At 64.5% G+C, this 18089-nt stretch carries 11 protein-coding genes; 4 read left to right on the top strand and 7 right to left on the bottom strand.

Annotation, left to right across the window (positions count from 1 at the left end):
* Nucleotides 1–67 precede the first annotated feature (67 nt).
* From IF809_RS03045 to IF809_RS03035, 3 genes are all read left to right on the top strand, one after another.
* Nucleotides 68–637: a glutathione peroxidase gene (locus tag IF809_RS03045; protein WP_128965883.1), complete on the top strand. Its 570-nt coding sequence runs from the start codon at nucleotides 68–70 to the stop codon at nucleotides 635–637.
* Between the two features lie 188 nt (nucleotides 638–825).
* Complete coding sequence (locus IF809_RS03040) at nucleotides 826–1836, top strand: polysaccharide deacetylase family protein (protein ID WP_453983675.1); 1011 nt, start codon at nucleotides 826–828, stop codon at nucleotides 1834–1836.
* Nucleotides 1837–1843: 7 nt separating this feature from the next.
* Nucleotides 1844–2401, top strand: a complete 558-nt coding sequence (locus IF809_RS03035; protein WP_164938638.1) for a dihydrofolate reductase family protein — start codon at nucleotides 1844–1846, stop codon at nucleotides 2399–2401.
* 60 nt (nucleotides 2402–2461) lie between these two features.
* On the opposite strand, the gene IF809_RS03030 is transcribed toward IF809_RS03035, so the two are convergent.
* The 6 genes from IF809_RS03030 to IF809_RS03005 all read right to left on the bottom strand — a co-directional run bounded on the left by IF809_RS03030 (nucleotide 2462) and on the right by IF809_RS03005 (nucleotide 13758).
* Nucleotides 2462–5779 (bottom strand): autotransporter family protein, encoded by a 3318-nt coding sequence (locus tag IF809_RS03030; protein WP_462836781.1) that lies wholly within the window; start codon nucleotides 5777–5779, stop codon nucleotides 2462–2464.
* 186 nt (nucleotides 5780–5965) lie between these two features.
* Nucleotides 5966–8494 carry an autotransporter family protein gene (locus tag IF809_RS03025; protein ID WP_462836780.1) on the bottom strand — a complete coding sequence of 843 codons (2529 nt, stop codon included), beginning with the start codon at nucleotides 8492–8494 and terminating at the stop codon, nucleotides 5966–5968.
* Nucleotides 8495–8552: 58 nt separating this feature from the next.
* Nucleotides 8553–9335 (bottom strand): outer membrane protein, encoded by a 783-nt coding sequence (locus IF809_RS03020; RefSeq protein WP_462836779.1) that lies wholly within the window; start codon nucleotides 9333–9335, stop codon nucleotides 8553–8555.
* A gap of 156 nt (nucleotides 9336–9491) precedes the next feature.
* Nucleotides 9492–10628, bottom strand: a complete 1137-nt coding sequence (locus IF809_RS03015; protein ID WP_462836778.1) for a helix-turn-helix transcriptional regulator — start codon at nucleotides 10626–10628, stop codon at nucleotides 9492–9494.
* A gap of 81 nt (nucleotides 10629–10709) precedes the next feature.
* A complete protein-coding gene (locus tag IF809_RS03010; protein ID WP_128965878.1) occupies nucleotides 10710–11162 on the bottom strand; it encodes a DoxX family protein in 453 nt (150 codons plus the stop codon).
* A gap of 283 nt (nucleotides 11163–11445) precedes the next feature.
* A complete protein-coding gene (locus IF809_RS03005; RefSeq protein WP_128965877.1) occupies nucleotides 11446–13758 on the bottom strand; it encodes an NADP-dependent malic enzyme in 2313 nt (770 codons plus the stop codon).
* A gap of 246 nt (nucleotides 13759–14004) precedes the next feature.
* Between IF809_RS03005 and IF809_RS03000 the strand changes: the two genes are divergently transcribed.
* On the top strand, nucleotides 14005–16110 hold the full coding sequence (locus IF809_RS03000; RefSeq protein ID WP_462836777.1) for a hypothetical protein: 2106 nt from the start codon (nucleotides 14005–14007) through the stop codon (nucleotides 16108–16110).
* A 16-nt stretch (nucleotides 16111–16126) separates the two neighbouring features.
* Here the strand turns inward: IF809_RS03000 and aspS are convergent, their stop codons facing one another.
* Nucleotides 16127–17899 (bottom strand): aspartate--tRNA ligase, encoded by a 1773-nt coding sequence (aspS, locus tag IF809_RS02995; protein WP_462836776.1) that lies wholly within the window; start codon nucleotides 17897–17899, stop codon nucleotides 16127–16129.
* Nucleotides 17900–18089: the final 190 nt, after the last annotated feature.

Below are 18089 nucleotides of genomic sequence, written 5' to 3'. Positions count from 1 at the left end.
GCGGTGTTGAGCGGGACGGCCGCGTCCGCGGAGTAAGCTCCGCCCATCACATCCGGGGCACACCGCCATGCTGAACCGCAGAACCATGCTCAGCGCGGCGTTTCTCGCGGCGACCGGCTCGGCCACGTCTGCGCGAGCCGATGGCGGCATGAGCCGGGTTTCCGCCTACGCCTTCTCGTTCCCCGCTTTGTCCGGCGACGACATTCGCCTCGCCGCCTTTACCGGCAAACCGATGCTGGTCGTGAACACGGCTTCCCTGTGCGGCTACACCCCGCAATATGCCGGGCTGCAAGAGCTCTGGAGCGAGTTTCGCCAACGCGGTCTCACCGTCATCGGCGTGCCCTCAAACGATTTCGGCGGCCAGGAGCCTGGCGGCGCCAGCGAGATCTCGGAGACCGCCCACCACCAATACGGAGTTACCTTCCCTATCACCGCCAAAGCCATCGTGGTCGGGCCGAAGGCGCATCCGTTTTATAAATGGGCCGCTGAGGCACGACCGAAGGAGGTTCCGCGCTGGAACTTCCACAAATACCTTGTTGGCCGCGACGGCTATATCGCCGAGGTATTTCCATCCGCCGTTGAGCCTGCCGACACCCGCATCAAGACAGCGATTGCGAGGGCCTTGGCGGACAGTTGATGCGCCGCACGCGTAGGCTCTTCAGTCGGTTCGTCGAACAGGCTTGGGCACAATTGCGGCGAAGCGCCAAACAGCCGTTGCAATGGCGACGGGCCAACATCTAGGCTAGGATGATCTGGGGCAGGATGGGTTCGGCCGGAGGCGAAAAGCCGCGGCGGAACAACGGGATCAATCTCGAGGACAACACCATGCGTGTGGCGGTAGGACTAATTTTGGCAAGCGCGATGTCTGTTGCGCTGACAGGCGCGGCATGGTCGCAGACCCCGGCAGCGAAACCGGTGGCCGCGACGCCAGCCGCACCGGCGGCAACGCCGGCCGCAGCTGCGGCTCCGGCACCCGCAGCGCCCGCCGCGGCACAATCCGCCGCCTTTCCGCCGCCGCCGCAACAAGCGCCGCAACCGGCGCGCGCCGCCTGCACGAATCCTGATGCGCTCGGCGTCGCCCGCACCGTCGAGATCGACACGACAGGCGGTCCCGGCTTCGGCTTCGAGCATTTCAAGGAGCTCGACTTCCTGCGCGACAAGGAGGTCGTCCTGACCTTCGACGACGGTCCCTGGCCGCGCAACACGCCCGCCGTGCTGAAGGCGCTCGCCGACCAATGCACCACCGGCATCTTCTTCTCGATCGGCAAGCATGCCACCTACGAGCCGGAGATCCTGAAGCAGGTCTACGCGGCCGGTCACACCGTCGGCACTCACACCTGGTCGCATGCCAACCTCAACAACAAGAAGCTGAGCGAAGACCAACGCAAGGAAGAGATCGAGAAAGGCATCAGCGCCGTGAAATGGGCGCTTGGAGGAATCTCGCCCGCTGCGTTCTTCCGCTTCCCGGCGCTGCAGCATCCGCCGGAGATGGTCACCTATCTCGGCAACCGCAACGTCGCGATCTTCTCCTGCGATATCGACTCCTTCGACTTCAAGGCCTCCAAGCCCGAGAAGGTGATCGAGACCGTGATGAAGGGGCTCGAGAAGAAGGGCAAAGGCATCATCCTGATGCACGACTTCCAGAAGCACACGGCAGAGGCCCTGCCCGAGCTGCTGAACCGCCTCAAGGCAGGCGGCTACAAGATCGTGGCGATGCGCGCCAAGGCGCCGGTCGCCTCGCTGCCCGAATACGACCAGGAGCTGATGAAGGACGTCAAGCTGCCGACGGTCAGCACCCGCCCGGTCAATTCCGTGGTGACGACCGTTTCCGAATAGTCGTCACTTGTCTTTCCGGTTCGAAGGCTACGTCATCGTCTCGGCAGAAGGCATGCTCGCCGACGCAGGCCGTGTCATGCCCGACAGTCTGAAGTTCGAAGGCGACAAGCTGTTCTTCGAGCAGGCGCTCGACGGCGCCGCGCTGATCGTGCACGGCCGCCACTCGCATGAGCAGCAGCCGAACTCGCCCAAGCGCAAGCGGCTGATCCTGACCCGCAAGATCAAGGCTCTCACCGTCGATCCCGAGATGCCGAACGCGACGCTGTGGAATCCGCAGCATGCGAGCTTCGAGGAGGCCTGTGCCTTTGCCGATGTCGCCGCGGGCCGGGTCGCAATCATCGGCGGCCCCGTCGTGTTCGACATGTTCATGGACCGTTACGACACGTTCTGGCTGTCGGAAGCCCCGCATGTCACCTTGCCCGGCGGCGAAGGCTGCTTCGTCGACGTGCCCCGGCGGACGCCGCACGAGGTGCTAGCCTCGCACGGGATGGCGCCGGGTAAGCCTTACATGCTCGATGCCGCGCACGACGTGACCGTGACGCCATGGCGGCGGCAAGCTCTATAATATCCAAAACAACCCCATGCACAGTACCGGCAATTTGGTACCGCTCCCGATGCCCCGGGATTACCACGCATATCGGACGACGCCCTTGCCGGCATAGGATCGTGTGACTTTCGAAACCTCGCTCTCGATGCTCGCCGCCGCCGACCAGCCGTTCATCCAGCGCATCTCCGCCGACACCGTCGCCAAGGCTGAATCGGGCGCCTGCGCTGCGCCGTTGACGACGAAGCTGGCGCCCGGCAGGGACTGGAACGTTGCGGCGAGGGTCCGGTCCGGATTGAAGTCGTGCGCCCAGGCGAGGCGACCGCGCAGGGCAAGAACAGCATTGGACATTGCAAATGACCTGTCAGTTCGCACACCGAGTTCGCTGCGCGTGTCGGTGACGCTCCGTGCACCATAGGCCAGCGCGAACGCGCCGGTGCCCGACACGATCTGCTCGGCATAAGCAGGCAGATCGAACGTTGTAAACTGACCAGCCCCGTAGGGCGTGATGCCGATGCCACCCAGCCAGGGCATGAGCATTCGGTATCCGCCCTCGAGACGCCCGCTCCACGCATTGGCCTTGAATTCGGCATGCAGCTGATCGGCCCCTGCGACTGCGCGGTCCGTCGTGACATCCTGCCAGCCATAAGCGAGCGCCGCCGACACATAGGCGGGACCGCTCGCATGCCGGACATAGGCACCGGCCTGGAACAGATCCGACCGGCCCGAGCCGAGAGCATTGACGCTGAAGCTCGTTCCGCCACCGGCAAGCGCGAAGCCTGCGATCGTCCGTGGCGAGAGCAGGTACTCGGCGCCCACGGCCGTTCCGAAGATGCGGCTGGTCGCGCTGCTCGAACCGACGGACCCGTTGCCGTCGGTCGATTGCGAGCCGCCGAAGCCCGACGCCCACACGCTCCAGCGCGGCTCATAGACCTTTCGCAACGGCGCCTTTGCGAACATCGCGTAAGCGGTACGTTCGGCGTCGAGACGCATGCGGCCTGTCGCCCCGTCGGCGATCACCCCGTCTTCTTCCGCATAAGCCTGCGCACCCATGTTCGGGTTCGCACCGCCGCCATCCGGTCCGGTCAGCAGACCGACGAACTGGCCCATCGCATTGAATGTCGCCTGCTGCGCTCCCGCAGCCGTCTCTCCAGTGGCCTGCTGAAGATTGGAGAGAACATTGCCCGAGAAAATGGCGCCAAATGCCCCGGTTGTGCCGGCCGAGTTGAAGATATGATCGAACAGCAGACCCACCGACTTCTGGTTGGCGCTCGCCCCCGACAGCTGACCGAGACTCGACGTCAGAGAAAGTTGAACCGCCGTTGGCGTATACGACAATGCGCCCGTGATGCCGGCCTGCCCGATCGAAAGTGCGTTGAAGGTGGTGCCATTCAGTCCGGAGGACGAAAGGATCGTCATAGATCCGAACTTGACACCATTTGTCGGTACCACCTGCACGACGCCACCAAGCGAAGCCGTTCCGCCGATCGTGGCGAAACTCGCGCCCGCCGAAGAGACGCGAACCAGATAGCGCGCGGCATCGCCGAGCGCCAAATCGCTCGAGACCGACATCGAGCCGCCGCCGGTCGCAGAGCCCGGCGCGAAGGTCCCCTGCGAGAAAATCAGCAAGTTGCCAACCGTGCCTGAGCCGGTAAGGGTTGCGCCCGGCGCTACCGACGTCACGGTCGATGAGCTGATTGACCCATTGACTTCAAGGACGCCGGACAGGACGTTCGTCGCGCCGGTATAACTGTTCGAACCGTTCAGCCTCAAGAACCCGCCGGCGACGGTCACGGCGCCCCCGCTGCCCGAGATCGTCCCCGAGAATGTTCCGCTTCCGTTGACAACGGTCAACATGCGGTCTCCGAGCACGAGCTGCGCAGTCGCATCGCCCGAAAGCGATTGCAGCGCGACGGCGGGAGCCCACGATCCGGAGATGTCGAGCGTCCCAGAGTTGACGATCCCGACCCCGCTGGAGTTGCTGATCGTCCCAGGGCCGACCAGCGCGAGGTACCCGCCGACGACGCTGGTGGCCCCATAATAGGTATTTGCGTTGCTGAGCGTGGCCGCGCCGCCGGGACCGATTGTCACCCCTCCATTGCCGGCAATGACACCCGCCAGGCCGAGCGATGGAGAGGCGGCATCGATCATCAGCGGATGAGCGGCCGTCGTCGTCAGACTTTGGTCCGTGACGAAGTTCGACGTGTACGACACCGCCTGTCCGGAGAGATCGTAGAGCACCGAATTTCCGAGGAAGAATGAAACGCCGATGCCCTGCCCCTGTTGGGGCCGCTGCGGGTTGGTGTCGCTGCGATTGCTGAGCGAGAGCATGTAAGGCTGAGGCGTCGAACTTGCAGCCACCGAGGTTTGCGTCTCTGCCGCGTTGTTCGATCCCGCAGGCGAGATGATGAGGGTCGATCCGCCGGGAAGCGCGCGTGAGTGCTGACTAAGATTGGAATCGTAGATGATGTTTGTCGGCTTGCCGCTGTCGAATTGCGTCGCGACGTTGTTGTAGGCCGTCGTGCCCCCGGTCGGCGACACCACCGTGAGGTCCAGATTGATTCCATATTGGGTCGTTGCAGGATAGTTGGAATTGGGGAACGGGGTACTCGACGAATTCCATGGCAGTCGGTTTGCCGCCGGGAATTGCGCAAGAAGCGCCGGCGTAAGACCCAGCATCACACACGGGCTGCACGAGGTGATGGATTGATTGACCTGGGGTCCATTGCCGTAATTGGCCGCGTTCAGCAGATTCTGGGAATCGAGCGAGCGAAGCGATTGCCCGTTTGCCGCGACGACATATCCTCCCGTCGTGCCGGGTATGACCGCCTGCCCAAGGGGCGAGGCATAGGTCGAGGCAACACCGTTGCTCCCGGTTCCGGTCGAGCCCGTGAAGTAGCCTGCCCCGAAGACACCATAGCCGTTGAATCCCGGCAGCAGTGTCGGAGATGAGAAGGTCGTTGTCTGGCCCGCCGAGCCATCCTTGTAGGCGTAAAGCGCATCCACCAGAATTCCAGTCGAACTCGACGCCGTGATCGTGCCTACCGGCCGGCTGGCAGGCGTGTAGAACGTCAGCGATGGCACGCCGACCTGATTGCCGTAGAGGGCGAGCCCGCTCGAATAGGAATAATGCAGATCTGTCGGAAGATTGGCCTGTTGCGACAGGCTCGACAGTTGCGAGCCGAGGGTCGCCGAGGTCGCCTCCAGGTTGAAGGAATTGGATCCGGTGTCGAACAGATATTTTTGTCCACCATTGCTGCCGACACCGACATAGATGAACAGCTGAACACCATTCGAGCTCACCTCGTACTGAAGAGGAATGTCGATGGATTGCGCATTCGCTTCCGTCATTGAAACAACGCACGCCGTCAGGAATGCAACACCCAGCCGTGTCAGCATGAACGCCTCCAAACAAAATAATCAAAGGTCGGCAAACAATCAGCGCAGCGCAGCCGACCGTCTAAACAATCCGATTGAAACTAGCGCGTGTGCGACGGTCGGTCGTCACCCGCGCGAGGGATAGCAATCATCAGGCGCGCACGCACAGGCAGACGCGCTGCCTGCATCGATTGAACCCGTCCTGGCTCAGAACGCCACGCGCAGACCCGCGCGTCCACTCACGACGTTCGACTTGTCCGACAGCGCAAGATATTCGGCCGCGGAGAACAGCGTCACGTTGCGGCTGCGCCATTCGAGGCCCAAACCGCCGAAGCCACCCCAGATGTCGGCCTGCCCCGTCGTCGCGAACGGGATGGCCTGCCCGAGCAGCGCTGCATTGACCGTGTTGCCGCCCATTCGCTGTGTACCGAGCAGGCCGGCGCTGATACTGGCCGACAGCATGTCGCTTGCCGTGAAGCTCACGCTCCGAGTCAGCTTCATCTCGCCACGCTCTTCCAGAGAGCTCACGCTCTGGCTTCCGACCGTCAATGGCGCAGCCGTGCCGGTCTCGGCGTAGCCGTCATAGGCGCCGTAGAGATAGCGAAGCCGCAGCGAGGGCGTCAGCGTGTAGGCGGCGCCACCAAGATTGCCGAGGGCCCAGCGATGGCCGAGGGTCGCTTCGGGGCTCACATACCAGCCGTTAAACGATGCGCTGGCCGTCTCGATACCGTTGAGCGCGAGGTTGTTGTTGACAGTGCGGCTGACATTGTTGCGCGAGCCGCCGGCCTGCACCGCCGCATGCAGGAAGGATTGTCCGATGTCGTAGCGCGCGTAGGCGCCGCCGAACACCAGATCGGCATTGCTGCTGCCCTGGTTGAGATCGATCGCGCTCTTCGTGTCACCGCCACCGAGATAGATACCGAATCGCAGGTCCGGCCGGAAGGCGAAGTCCGCGCCCATCATGCCGCCGTAGAACAGATTGGTGTTGCGCAGCTGCGCCCCATCCTGCTGCTGCACGCGCTGACCGGCGAAGCCGCGCGCCCACACCGACGTGCCGTCTGCGTAAGTCGCGGTGGGCGCCTTGAAGACCACGGCATCACCGGCATAGGCGGACGACAGACCGGAGACGGCGGCAAAGGCGTCGTCGAAGCGCGAGGGCGCCTCGGATCCGGCGAACGCCAGCGGCGCACCACCGCTGCCGGGCGCGTTGCCGGAGAAAACCGGCACGGCGTCGGAGGCGGTGCGCGAGAAGTCGACCAAAGCGCGGACATTCGTGGACAGCACCGACGCGCTCACCTGGGGATCGACTACCACAACGGTGTTGCCCAGCACGACGAACGGCGCGCCTGCCACAGAGATGTTCACACCCGAGAGCGAATTGAGCGTGTAGCTGTAATTGCCGCCGAAGAAGTTCAGATATTTGGCCGAGCCGGTCAGCGTGATCGCGCCGGCAATGCGCGAGCCCGCATAGACGTTCAATGTCGCGGTGCCGTCGGTGCCGTCGACACCGCCATTGCCGGCTGTACCGTGCATGCCACCCGCGACCGTGACGCCGCCGAAGATGCCGCCCCAGTTGCTCAGCGTCGCGTTGCCGCCGTTGCCTCCATCGCCGCTGTTGCCGCCGCCGGTACCGCCCGAACCGCCCTTACCTCCGGTCACCGTCGCCGCCGACCCGATCTTTCCAGTATTGGTCAACGTGGCGTCGCCGCCGCTGCCACCACTGCCGCTGTCGTTGAAGGAGTAATCGGCAGCATTGCCTCCCGCGCCGCCAGTCGCCGTCGCAGAGCCGCCGATATGGCCCGCGTTGACCAGAGCCGCATTACCGCCGCTGCCGCCCCAGCCGCCATCGTCGGAATCACCGACGGCGCCGCGGCCGCCGGAGCCTCCCCACACGACGGCTGCTCCCCCGATACTCCCGGTGTTGGTGAGCATGGCGTCGCCGCCGCCGCTGCCGCTGCCGCCGCGATAACCTTCGCCTCCACCACCACCCGCGCCGCCCGTGACCGTGGCTCCTGCCGCGATCGTGCCGGAGTTGGTCAGACTGGCGGCGCCACCGTTGCTGCCGGCACCGCCTGAATCGGTATCCGAGTTTCCGCCATAGCCGCCGACGCCCCCGGTCACCAAGGCAGCGCCTCCAATACTCCCGACGTTGGTGAGCGCGGCGGAGCCACCGACACCTCCGCTGCCGCCGGCACCGTTGTTGGACGCAGAGCTGGGGTCATTGCCGCCCCCGCCACCGCCCGCGGTCACGGTGACGGTCCCGCCAATGCTTCCGGAATTGATCAGAACCGCACCACCGCCATGGCCGCCATCGGCTCCTTGGCCAAAGCCCGCGCCTCCATAGCCGCCGTCGCCCCCGCGCCCTGCCATCACTGTGACGGCGCCTGCGATGCCGCCGGTATTGCTCAGTGCCGCCGAGCCGCCATTCCCGCCGATGCCGCCTGTCCAACCATCCCCACCAAGACCTCCCGCGCCGGCAGTCGCGGACGCACCAAAGAGCGAGATCGTCCCGGTGTTGATCGTGGAAGCGTTGCCACCAGTTCCTCCAGGAGCACCCGGGCCGCCGTCGCTCCCGACAAGGCCTTGCGCCTGGAGCGGACCAATGATGCTGCCGGAATTAGTGCACGTCTGGTCCGGTGCCGCTGCGGTGCATTGGGCCGCGGCAACGCCAGGCCACATGGACGCGCAGCCGAGTATTCCCGCGGCCACGACGGGCAAACCAATCCTGAAAGTCATGGTACCTGCGAAAGTTCAATGAGATGGACGATGCCGACCGTAGGGCCCGCGCCCAGGCTCAGTACTTCGCCACCACCGGCCCACCGAACCGGTAGTTCAGCCGGACCGTGACCATGTCGACGTCCTGCCTGATGCTGTCGGTGCGGGAGGGTCCGCCGGCGGGCGGAAGCAGCGACGTCAAAGTCACATCACGGCGGCCGAGGAAGAGATGGTCGTACTCGACGCCAACGGACCAGTTCGGCGCGAAGCCGAAGTCCAGCCCGGTGCCGATCGTCCCGCCCCAGCGCGTCTCGCTGCCGCGATCGAATGCGGTCGAGCTCACCGTCAGAATGCCGGTGTAGGTATCGTGCGCGACCGCAGCGCCGCCCTTGGCGTACCAAAGCACGCTGCTCCAGGCGTAACCGACCTGCCCGGTGATCAGGCCGATGCCATCGATCTTGCTCTGGTTTGTGGCGGCGAAGCCGAAGATCGGCGCCGAGGCGAGGCTCAAGTTCGAGCCCTTGAGATTGGCCCAGTCGCCCTGTCCTTCCACGCCGAACACCCAATTCGCCGACTGCCAGCGATAGCCGACCTGGCCACCAACGAGCCCACCAGAAGCGTCATGGCATCCTTCATCGAAGGCGGGGACGGTCGGACCGCCGAGCGTGCTGGTATTGGTCCAGCACTTCCTGCTCCAGCCGCCGCCGCCGTTGAGGCCGAGATAGAAGCCGCTCCAGTCGTAGATTGCAGCAATCGGTGCCGGTGCTTTTGTGTAGACCTTGGCAGCCAGGTCGGCCGCCTCGACCGCACCGGCAAAACCGAAGACCGCAACGCCGGCGGCAACCAGACCAATTCGCTTCATCACTATTCCCCCATCCGGCCCGCTCACGGCTGGCCGCCTGTTTGCAATACGGTGAGGCTTAGCGAGGCTGCGACATCCGGTCGTCCCCCGCGCGAGGGATGGACGAAGCGTTTGGAACCATATGTTGCGATCGGGACACAGAGGCCGCGTTGACGTTCAGCCGACCATCGGGTTGGCGTAGGCCAGCAGCAGCTTGAACAATTCGGCCTGACCACCGGCGCCGGTCTTGGCGTAGATCCGCTTCAAATGCGTCTTCACGGTCTCCTCGGCGATGCCGAGCACGCCCGCAGTTTCTGCTACGCCTTCCGCGGCAAGGATAGCAAACAGCACGCGCGCTTCGGCAGCCGTCAGCTTGAACTGCGCCGTGATCACCTGCACCAAGGTCGGGCGGCGCACTTCGGCGCGATGGATGAAGATCGCGGCGACCGCATCGTAGCGGCGGCCGGCCTGCCGCCGCGAGCCCTGCCGCAGCGACACGACGTGGGCGATCCAGACATCGCCGGCGTAACTGCCGAGCGGAATGGCAACCGGCTGGTTCGCCAGCGCGAGATCCGTTGCAGAGGCCTGCACCGCCGCGCGCAACAGCTTCGCCGCATCCGCGCCGGTCGGCCGCAGCTTGCCGTCAAGTTCGGCAAGCAGCCCCGCCTCGGCGAGAAACTTCAGGCCGCTCGGATTGGCGTAGACGTAGTCGTCCTCGGCACGGACGAGAAAGGCCGCGGCGCCGAGCGCATCGAGCGTGGCCGTCATGCCGTCGACCTCGACGCGCTGAAGCTGCATCGTGTTGGAGATCTGCGCCGCACGCAGCACATGCGGCACCAGCAGCCGCAGGCGATCCTTCACGGCGTCCGTCGCCGGCGACCGGCTCAGCGGATGGGCGACGCCGAACGTGGAGAAGCGCGTGCCGGACTTTTCCACCAGCGCATGGGTGAAGTCGCCCCAGTCGGACGGCTCCATCCAGTCCTTGAACAGGCGCGAGCGGCGTACCTCCTCGATCGGCACGAGCTCGGTGAGATGGAAGACTTCGCCGGGCTCACGATAGAGGCTGATCGGCACCAACGCCGGATTGAATTTAACGGTCTCGGAGAAATAGCGCTCGTTGAACGCGGCATCGCCGCCATACGTATAGACCGGATTGCCTTCCTTGCGCGCCGCGTCATGGGCGACGAACGTCGCGCCCGTCGCATTCATGAAGAGCGCCGTCCGCTCCAGCGCGTCCGGCCAGCGCGAATGGTCGAACGCGGTGTCGTAGATCGCCGCGATCAGGTCAGAGAGTTGTTCGGTGTCGGACAGCATGGGTTGGCCAGACCCATATACCATTCGTTCCCGGTTTCGGGTGTGGCCCGCAAGACACAGGCACGACTCGTTCGGCCTGTCCTACACGTCGCCATAGGCGGCCTCGGCCGGACGGGTCACGCGGCCGTAGCCCATGATCATGAACAGCGCGCCGATGATGGAGAGATTCTTCAGCGCGTCGATCACCACCGCAGCGTTCTCGGGCGCCGTCTGATTCCAGAAATCTGAGAACAGGACGGTCGACACCGCGACGGTGATGATCATCAGCATCGCGAAGAAGCGCGGGCCGAAATTCAGCGCGATCATCAGTCCCGCAAGGATCTCGAGCCCGCCGAGCGCGATCGCCAACAATTGCGGCGTGGTCATTGCAGTCGCCGTTTCCACCTGCTTCGCATAGGGGGCGATCGCATCCGGCACCACGATCTTGCCGGCGATGAGGTCGGCCGTCGCCTGGAGCGGGAAGAACTTGGTCGCGCCCGTGTAGATGAAGAGCACGGCGAACAGGATTCGCCCGAAAGTCACGAACGCTGGCATGGTCGGCCTCTTGGCAAAGCGCTAAACGCGGGACGCCCGCGGATTATGGAGAGTCCGATTGCGGTTTTCAAACGGCGAAATGGAAAGCTGCGAGTTATTCAAAAGCGGTCGCAGTTGCTCCTCTCCCCGTACTTAGGGGGAGAGGGTCGGGGTAAGGGGCTGCTTCCGCAATCACGGTGAGAATTGGATTCGCGGAGGCGCCACCTCACCCGGAGTTTGCTCTCGCAAACTCCGGCCTCTCCCCGCACGCGGGGAGAGGCGAAGACCGCGCTCCGGCCCCCCCTTACGTAAACAACGTCGGCTGCTGCCGGGCCGCGCGTTCCTGCGCTTCGACCACGGCGACCGCCGTCATGTTAAGGATGCCGCGCGCGGTGACCGAGGGCGTGAGGATGTGGGCGGGCCGTGCCGGGCCGATCAGGATGGGCCCGACGGGGAGCGCATCCGCCAGCGACTTTATCATCTGATAGGCAACGTTGGCGGTATCCAGGCTCGGCATGATCATGATGTTGGCCTCGCCCTCCAGCTTGGAGTGCGGCAGCACCATTTTTCGCGCTGCGGCGGACAGCGCGGTGTCGCCCTGCATCTCGCCGTCGGCCTCGATCTCCGGATGCTTCTCCTTCAGGAGCTGGGTCGCCCGCCGCATCTTGCGCGAGGACTCGGTGTCGTAGCTGCCGAAATCCGAATGCGAGACGAAGGCGATCTTCGGCTTGATGTTGAACCTTTGCACATGGACCGCCGCGAGCGAGGCGATCTCGGCAAGCTCTTCAGCGCTCGGATTGGGCCTCACTTGCGTGTCGGCGATGAAGAAGGCGCCCTTGCTGGTGATCAGCAAGGCCAGTGCCGCATAATCGCTGACCCCAGGCGAGAAGCCGACGATCTCGCGGACGTGCCGCAGATGGCTCATGTAGCGGCCCTCGACGCCGCAAAGCATCGCATCCGCCTCCCCGCGCGTCACCGCCAGCGCCGCGATGACCGTGTTGTTGGTGCGCACCACGGTGCGTGCCGCATCCGGCGTCACACCGCGACGGCCGGCGACCTCGACATAGGACTGCACGTAGGAACGGTAGCGCGGATCGTCCTCGGGATTGACGAGATCGAAATCCTTGCCGGCACGGATCGAGAGGCCGAAGCGCTTGATGCGCGCCTCGACCACCGAAGGGCGACCGACCAGGATCGGCCGCGCCAGATTCTCTTCCAGCACCACTTGGGTGGCGCGCAGCACGCGCTCGTCCTCGCCTTCGGCGTAGATCACACGCACCGGCTGCGTCTTGGCCTTGGCGAACATCGGCTTCATGACGAGGCCGGAGCGGAAGGCAAAGCGCGTGAGCTGCGTCTCGTATTCTTCGAAATTGGTGATGGGCCGCGTCGCCACGCCCGATTCCATCGCAGCCTTGGCCACCGCCGGCGCGATGCGCAGGATCAGGCGCGGATCGAACGGGCTCGGGATCAGCGAGCCGGGTCCGAAGCCGCCCGCCTCGCCGGTGTCGAAACCGCCGGCCGACACCGCATCCGACGGCGCCTCACGCGCGAGCTGCGCGATCGCATCGACCGCGGCGTGCTTCATCTCCTCGTTGATGGCGGTGGCGCCGACGTCGAGCGCGCCACGGAAGATGAACGGGAAGCACAGGACATTGTTGACCTGGTTCGGATAGTCGGAGCGCCCGGTGCAGATCATGGCATCGGGCCGCGCTTTCCGCGCCTCCTCGGGCATGATTTCCGGGGTCGGGTTGGCAAGCGCCATGATCAAGGGCTTGTCGCCCATCTGCTTGGCCATCTCGGGCGTCAGCACGCCCGGCGCCGAAAGTCCGATGAAGATGTCCGCGCCGCCGATGACGTCGCCGAGCGTGCGCTTGTCGGTCTTCTGCGCATAGACCGCCTTCCAGCGGTCCATTGAGGTATTGCGGCCTTCATGCACGAGACCGTCGATGTCGCAGACCCAGATGTTCTTGCGTTGCGCGCCCATCGAGACGAGGAGATTGAGGGTCGCGAGCGCGGCCGCGCCCGCCCCTGACTGCACGATCTTGACCTCGGACAGCTTCTTGCCGTTCAGGCGCAGGCCGTTGGTGATGGCTGCGGCGACGATGATCGCGGTGCCGTGCTGGTCGTCATGGAAGACCGGGATCTTCATGCGCTCCTTCAGCCGCGCCTCGATCTCGAAGCACTCCGGTCCACGGATGTCCTCGAGATTGATGCCGCCGAAGGTCGGCTCGAGCGCGGCCACGGTCTCGACCACCCGGTCGATGGTGTCGGCGGCGATCTCGATGTCGAACACGTCGATACCGGCGAATTTCTTGAACAGGACCGCCTTGCCCTCCATGACAGGCTTGGAGGCCAGCGGGCCGATATTGCCGAGGCCGAGCACCGCGGTGCCGTTCGAGACCACCGCGACCAGATTGGCGCGGGTCGTCAGGGTCGCGGCTTCCGCCGGGTTCTTGGCGATTTCGGTACAGGCAGCCGCAACGCCCGGGGAATAGGCAAGCGCGAGGTCGCGCTGGTTGGCGAGCGGCTTGCTCGCCTGGATCTCGAGTTTTCCGGGGCGCGGCAGACGGTGATAGGCCAGCGCCGCCTGGTGGAGATCATCAGAATAGGACGACATGCGGTCTCTTGCCTCGCGTTACCGGCCTCAAAATGCATCATCCGGAACGGCCGCCCGAGCGGGCGATATTTCCGGGCCGTGGAAACGGGATGAAGCACGGCCGACCGCCCGGTGGCAACATCCGATTGCGCCCCCGTCAACAGGGCACGCCGTCAAATAACTGATAGGGCTAGCTTTCCCTGGACGAAGCGGCCTTTCCCGAATATGGCAGGTTGCGCAGCGCACAACGAGCAACTGGAGCTGGGAATGAAGCGGATCCTGATCGGCCTGATCGTGGCAGCCGTGCTCGCCGTGGGCGGATGGTTTGGCGCCAACCTCTCTGTCAAGCATCGGGCGACCAGCGAGGTCGAGGCGGCGTTCGAGCAGATCCGCAAGGCCGGCGGCAAGGCGAGCCACGGCAAGATCGGGTTCGACCTGCCGACACGTACACTCTCGATCGAGGACATCGTCGTCGATCCCGGCAAGGAGCCGCAGGCGCAGATCAAGATCGCGGGCATCAAGGGCACCGGCGTTCGCCTGGTCGACGAGACCGGGTTTTCCGCCGACAGCATCGACATCACCGGATTCGAAGTCGCGCTGGACCAGGTCGGCCCGGCAAAGCTGAAGGCGTCCTACAAGATTCCGCAGCTCACGATGCGCGACTATGCCGGTCCCGTTCACGTTTTGACCGTGCCGGCAGACAATTCCCTGGTCGAGATGTACCGCTACGCCCTCGATCAATACGTCAGCATCAAGGCGTCGTCGCTCATTGCCCCGACACTGACAATGACCTTCGAGTCCGGCAGCACGGCCAGCGGAGAGATCACCTATTCAGGAATGGCGATCCAGAATCTGACGCACGGCAAGATCGATGTGATGAAAGCGGATCGCGCAACCATCTCGATCGACGTGAAGCAGCCAGGCAAACCGGACAAGCTGACGGGTGAGCTGTCAAACATCATCGTCAACGATTTCGATGCGACCGCAATCCGCGCCACGCTTGATCCGCAGACGGCGGGTGACGACAGCTACCACCGGGCCTACCGCCAGGTCTCGGCAGGCCCCTATGTGCTCAAGTTTGCGCAAGGGACGCGCGTCGATATCGCCAGCTTCAGCATGAACGAGATCGCCGTGCAGCCGTCGAAATTCCGGCTGGCAGAGATGTTTGCGGCGCTGCCGCAGGACAAATCGGCTCCTCCAACGCCGGCACAAGCGCGTGAAATGATGGAGAAGGTTGCCGGCTTCTATGACGGCCTCCGCATCGGCAAGATCGAGATCGGCAAGACCTCGATGGCAACGCCGCAAGGCACGGGCGGCATCAATGTGGTCAGATACCAGGACGGCGAATTCGCCGTCGAAGGAGTCGACGCGCCGTCCCCGCAAGGGCGGTTCAAGATGGAGCGCTTCGCGCTGAAGTCCTTCAGCGTCGCGAAGCTGGTGCGCTGGGCAGCCGATCTCACGACACCAGGGCGGACGCCCGCGCCGGATCAGATGCTCGGGCTGTTCGGCGTGCTGGCAGGCGCGGAGATCAAGGGCGTGACGGCGCCCTTCAAGAATACGAAGAAGCTGGTCACGATCGACACGCTGAGCCTGGACTGGGGGCAGCTGGTGGGCTCGATCCCGAGCAAGGCGCATGTGGTTGCCAAATTTGTCACGCCCACCGATCCGTCCGATCCGAAGCAGCTTCCGTTACTCGCGGCCGGCATCGACAAGCTCGCGATCGACCTCGATCTCGGCGCGGCATGGACCGAACAGTCCAACAGCTTCGCCCTGACGCCGGCGACCCTCGACATTGGCGGGATCGCGAGAGCGCAATTGCGCATTGCCCTCGACAACGTGCCGCGCGAGGTGTTTTCGTCAGATCCCGCCCAGCTCATGGGTCAGGCTGTCAGGATTGAAGCGGGCTCGCTCGAGCTCTCCCTGCGCGACAATGGCGCGGTCGAGGCCGCAGCGGCACAGTACGCCCGTGGCAAGAATGTCAGCCGCGACGCTGCACGGCAGGCGCTCGCCGACGACGTCAGGATGCATCGGGAAGAGATCGCTTCCGCCAACCCGGATGCGGGCGTAGCCGTGGATGCCATCGCAAGCTTCGTCGAGACCCCAGGCCAGACGCTCGTCATCAAGCTCACCCCCCGCGCCAAGGTGCCGTTGATGCAGAAAGCAGCTCATCAAGATCGATCCAGAGAGCGCGCTGGCGCAGTTCAGGATCGAGGCGTCGACGGGGCTGTAGGAGAGACGCGCAACTCTCTCCTCCTCGTCATTGCGAGCCCTTGCGACGAAGCAATCCAGGATATCTCAGCGGAGAAAGTCTGGATTGCTTCGCGGAGCCTGTCATCGGGCCGCGCTTCGCGCGGACCCGGTGGCTCGCAATGACGGTGTGGAGACAATCTCATTTCTGCGGCAGGTTCACCCGCACATGCAGCTCGCGCAGCTGCTTGGTGGTGGCTTCCGACGGGGCGCCCATCAGGAGATCCATGGCCTGCTGGTTCATCGGGAACAGCGAGATCTCGCGCAGATTCGTGGTGCCACAGAGCAGCATCACGATGCGGTCGACGCCCGCGGCCATGCCGCCGTGCGGCGGCGCGCCGTATTGGAAGGCGCGGTACATGCCGCCGAAGCGATCGACCACCTCCTGCTCGCCGTAGCCTGCGATCTCGAACGCCTTCACCATCGCCTCAGGCACGTGGTTGCGGATGCCGCCCGAGGCGATCTCGTAGCCGTTGCAGGTGATGTCGTACTGGAACGCCTTGATGGTCAGCGGGTCCTGGTTCTTCAGCGCCTCGAGTCCGCCTTGCGGCATCGAGAACGGGTTGTGCGAGAAGTCGACCTTCTTGTCCTCCTCGTTGTACTCGTACATCGGGAAGTCGACGATCCAGGCGAGCTCGAACCGCTCCTTATCGGTGAGATTCAATTCCTCGCCGACTTTGTTCCGGGCAAGGCCTGAGAACTTCCAGAACTTGTCGGGGTCGCCGGCGACGAAGAAGGCGGCATCGCCCTCCTTGACGCCGAGCTGCGCGCGGATCGCGGCGGTGCGCTCGGGCCCGATGTTGTTCGCAAGCGGGCCAGCGCCCTCGCCGCCCTCGCGCCACATGATGTAGCCGAGGCCGGGCTGGCCTTCGCCCTGCGCCCACGAGTTCATGCGGTCACAGAAGGCGCGGCTGCCGCCGCCGGGCGCGGGAATCGCCCACACCTGGTTCTTGGGATCTTCGAGCATGCGCGCGAACACCTTGAAGCCTGAGCCGCGGAAGTGCTCGGAGACGTCCTGCATCTCGATCGGGTTGCGCAGATCAGGCTTGTCGCTGCCGTATTTGCGCAGCGCTTCCGCGAACGGAATCCGCCGCCAGCCCTTCGTCACGGGCTTGCCTCTCGCAAACTCCTCGAACACGCCGGTGATGACCGGCTCCATCGCCGCAAACACGTCTTCCTGCGTGACAAAACTCATCTCGACGTCGAGCTGGTAGAACTCGCCCGGCAGACGGTCGGCGCGCGGGTCCTCGTCGCGGAAGCAGGGCGCGATCTGGAAGTAGCGGTCGAAGCCCGACATCATCAAGAGCTGCTTGTACTGCTGCGGCGCCTGCGGCAGCGCGTAGAACTTGCCGGGATGAATGCGCGATGGCACCAGGAAGTCGCGCGCGCCTTCCGGCGAGGACGCGGTCAGGATCGGCGTGTTGAACTCGAAGAAGCCCTGCCCCTCCATGCGCCGGCGCATCGACTTGATGATCTCGACGCGCGTCATGATGTTCTGGTGCAGCTTCTCGCGACGCAAATCGAGGAAGCGATACTTCAGGCGGATATCCTCTGGATATTCCTGGTCGCCGAACACGGGCAGCGGCAAATCGCCGGCCGGGCCCAGCACCTCGATCTCGCTGACGTAAACTTCGACCTTGCCGGTCGGCAGATCGTCATTGTCGGTGCCTTCGGGGCGGCGGCGGACCTTGCCGTCCATCTTGACCACGAATTCCGAGCGCAGCTTTTCGGCCAGCGAGAATGCCGGCGAGTCCGGATCGACCACGCACTGGGTCAGTCCATAATGGTCGCGCAGGTCGATGAACAGCACGCCGCCATGGTCGCGAACGCGATGGACCCAGCCCGAGAGGCGGATGGTCTCGCCGATGTTGCTCTCGCGGAGCGCGCCGCATGTATGTGACCGGTAGCGATGCATGGTCGTCCCAAAATCAATGTCGGAGGATACGAATCGGACGGCCTGAAACGACCGGTCCGAAGTTGCGGCAGGGTTTACCCGACGAGGCCGGAGGCGGCAACCAAGGGAACGGCCAGTTTTGGGCAGAAGCACTCATTTTGGGCCGATTGGGCCCCAAGCCTTTGCCGATCCGCGTTCCCCGCCTATCTTT

Source organism: Bradyrhizobium sp. UFLA06-24, from assembly GCF_054967145.1.
This window is presented reverse-complemented; position numbering and strand designations above follow the sequence as displayed.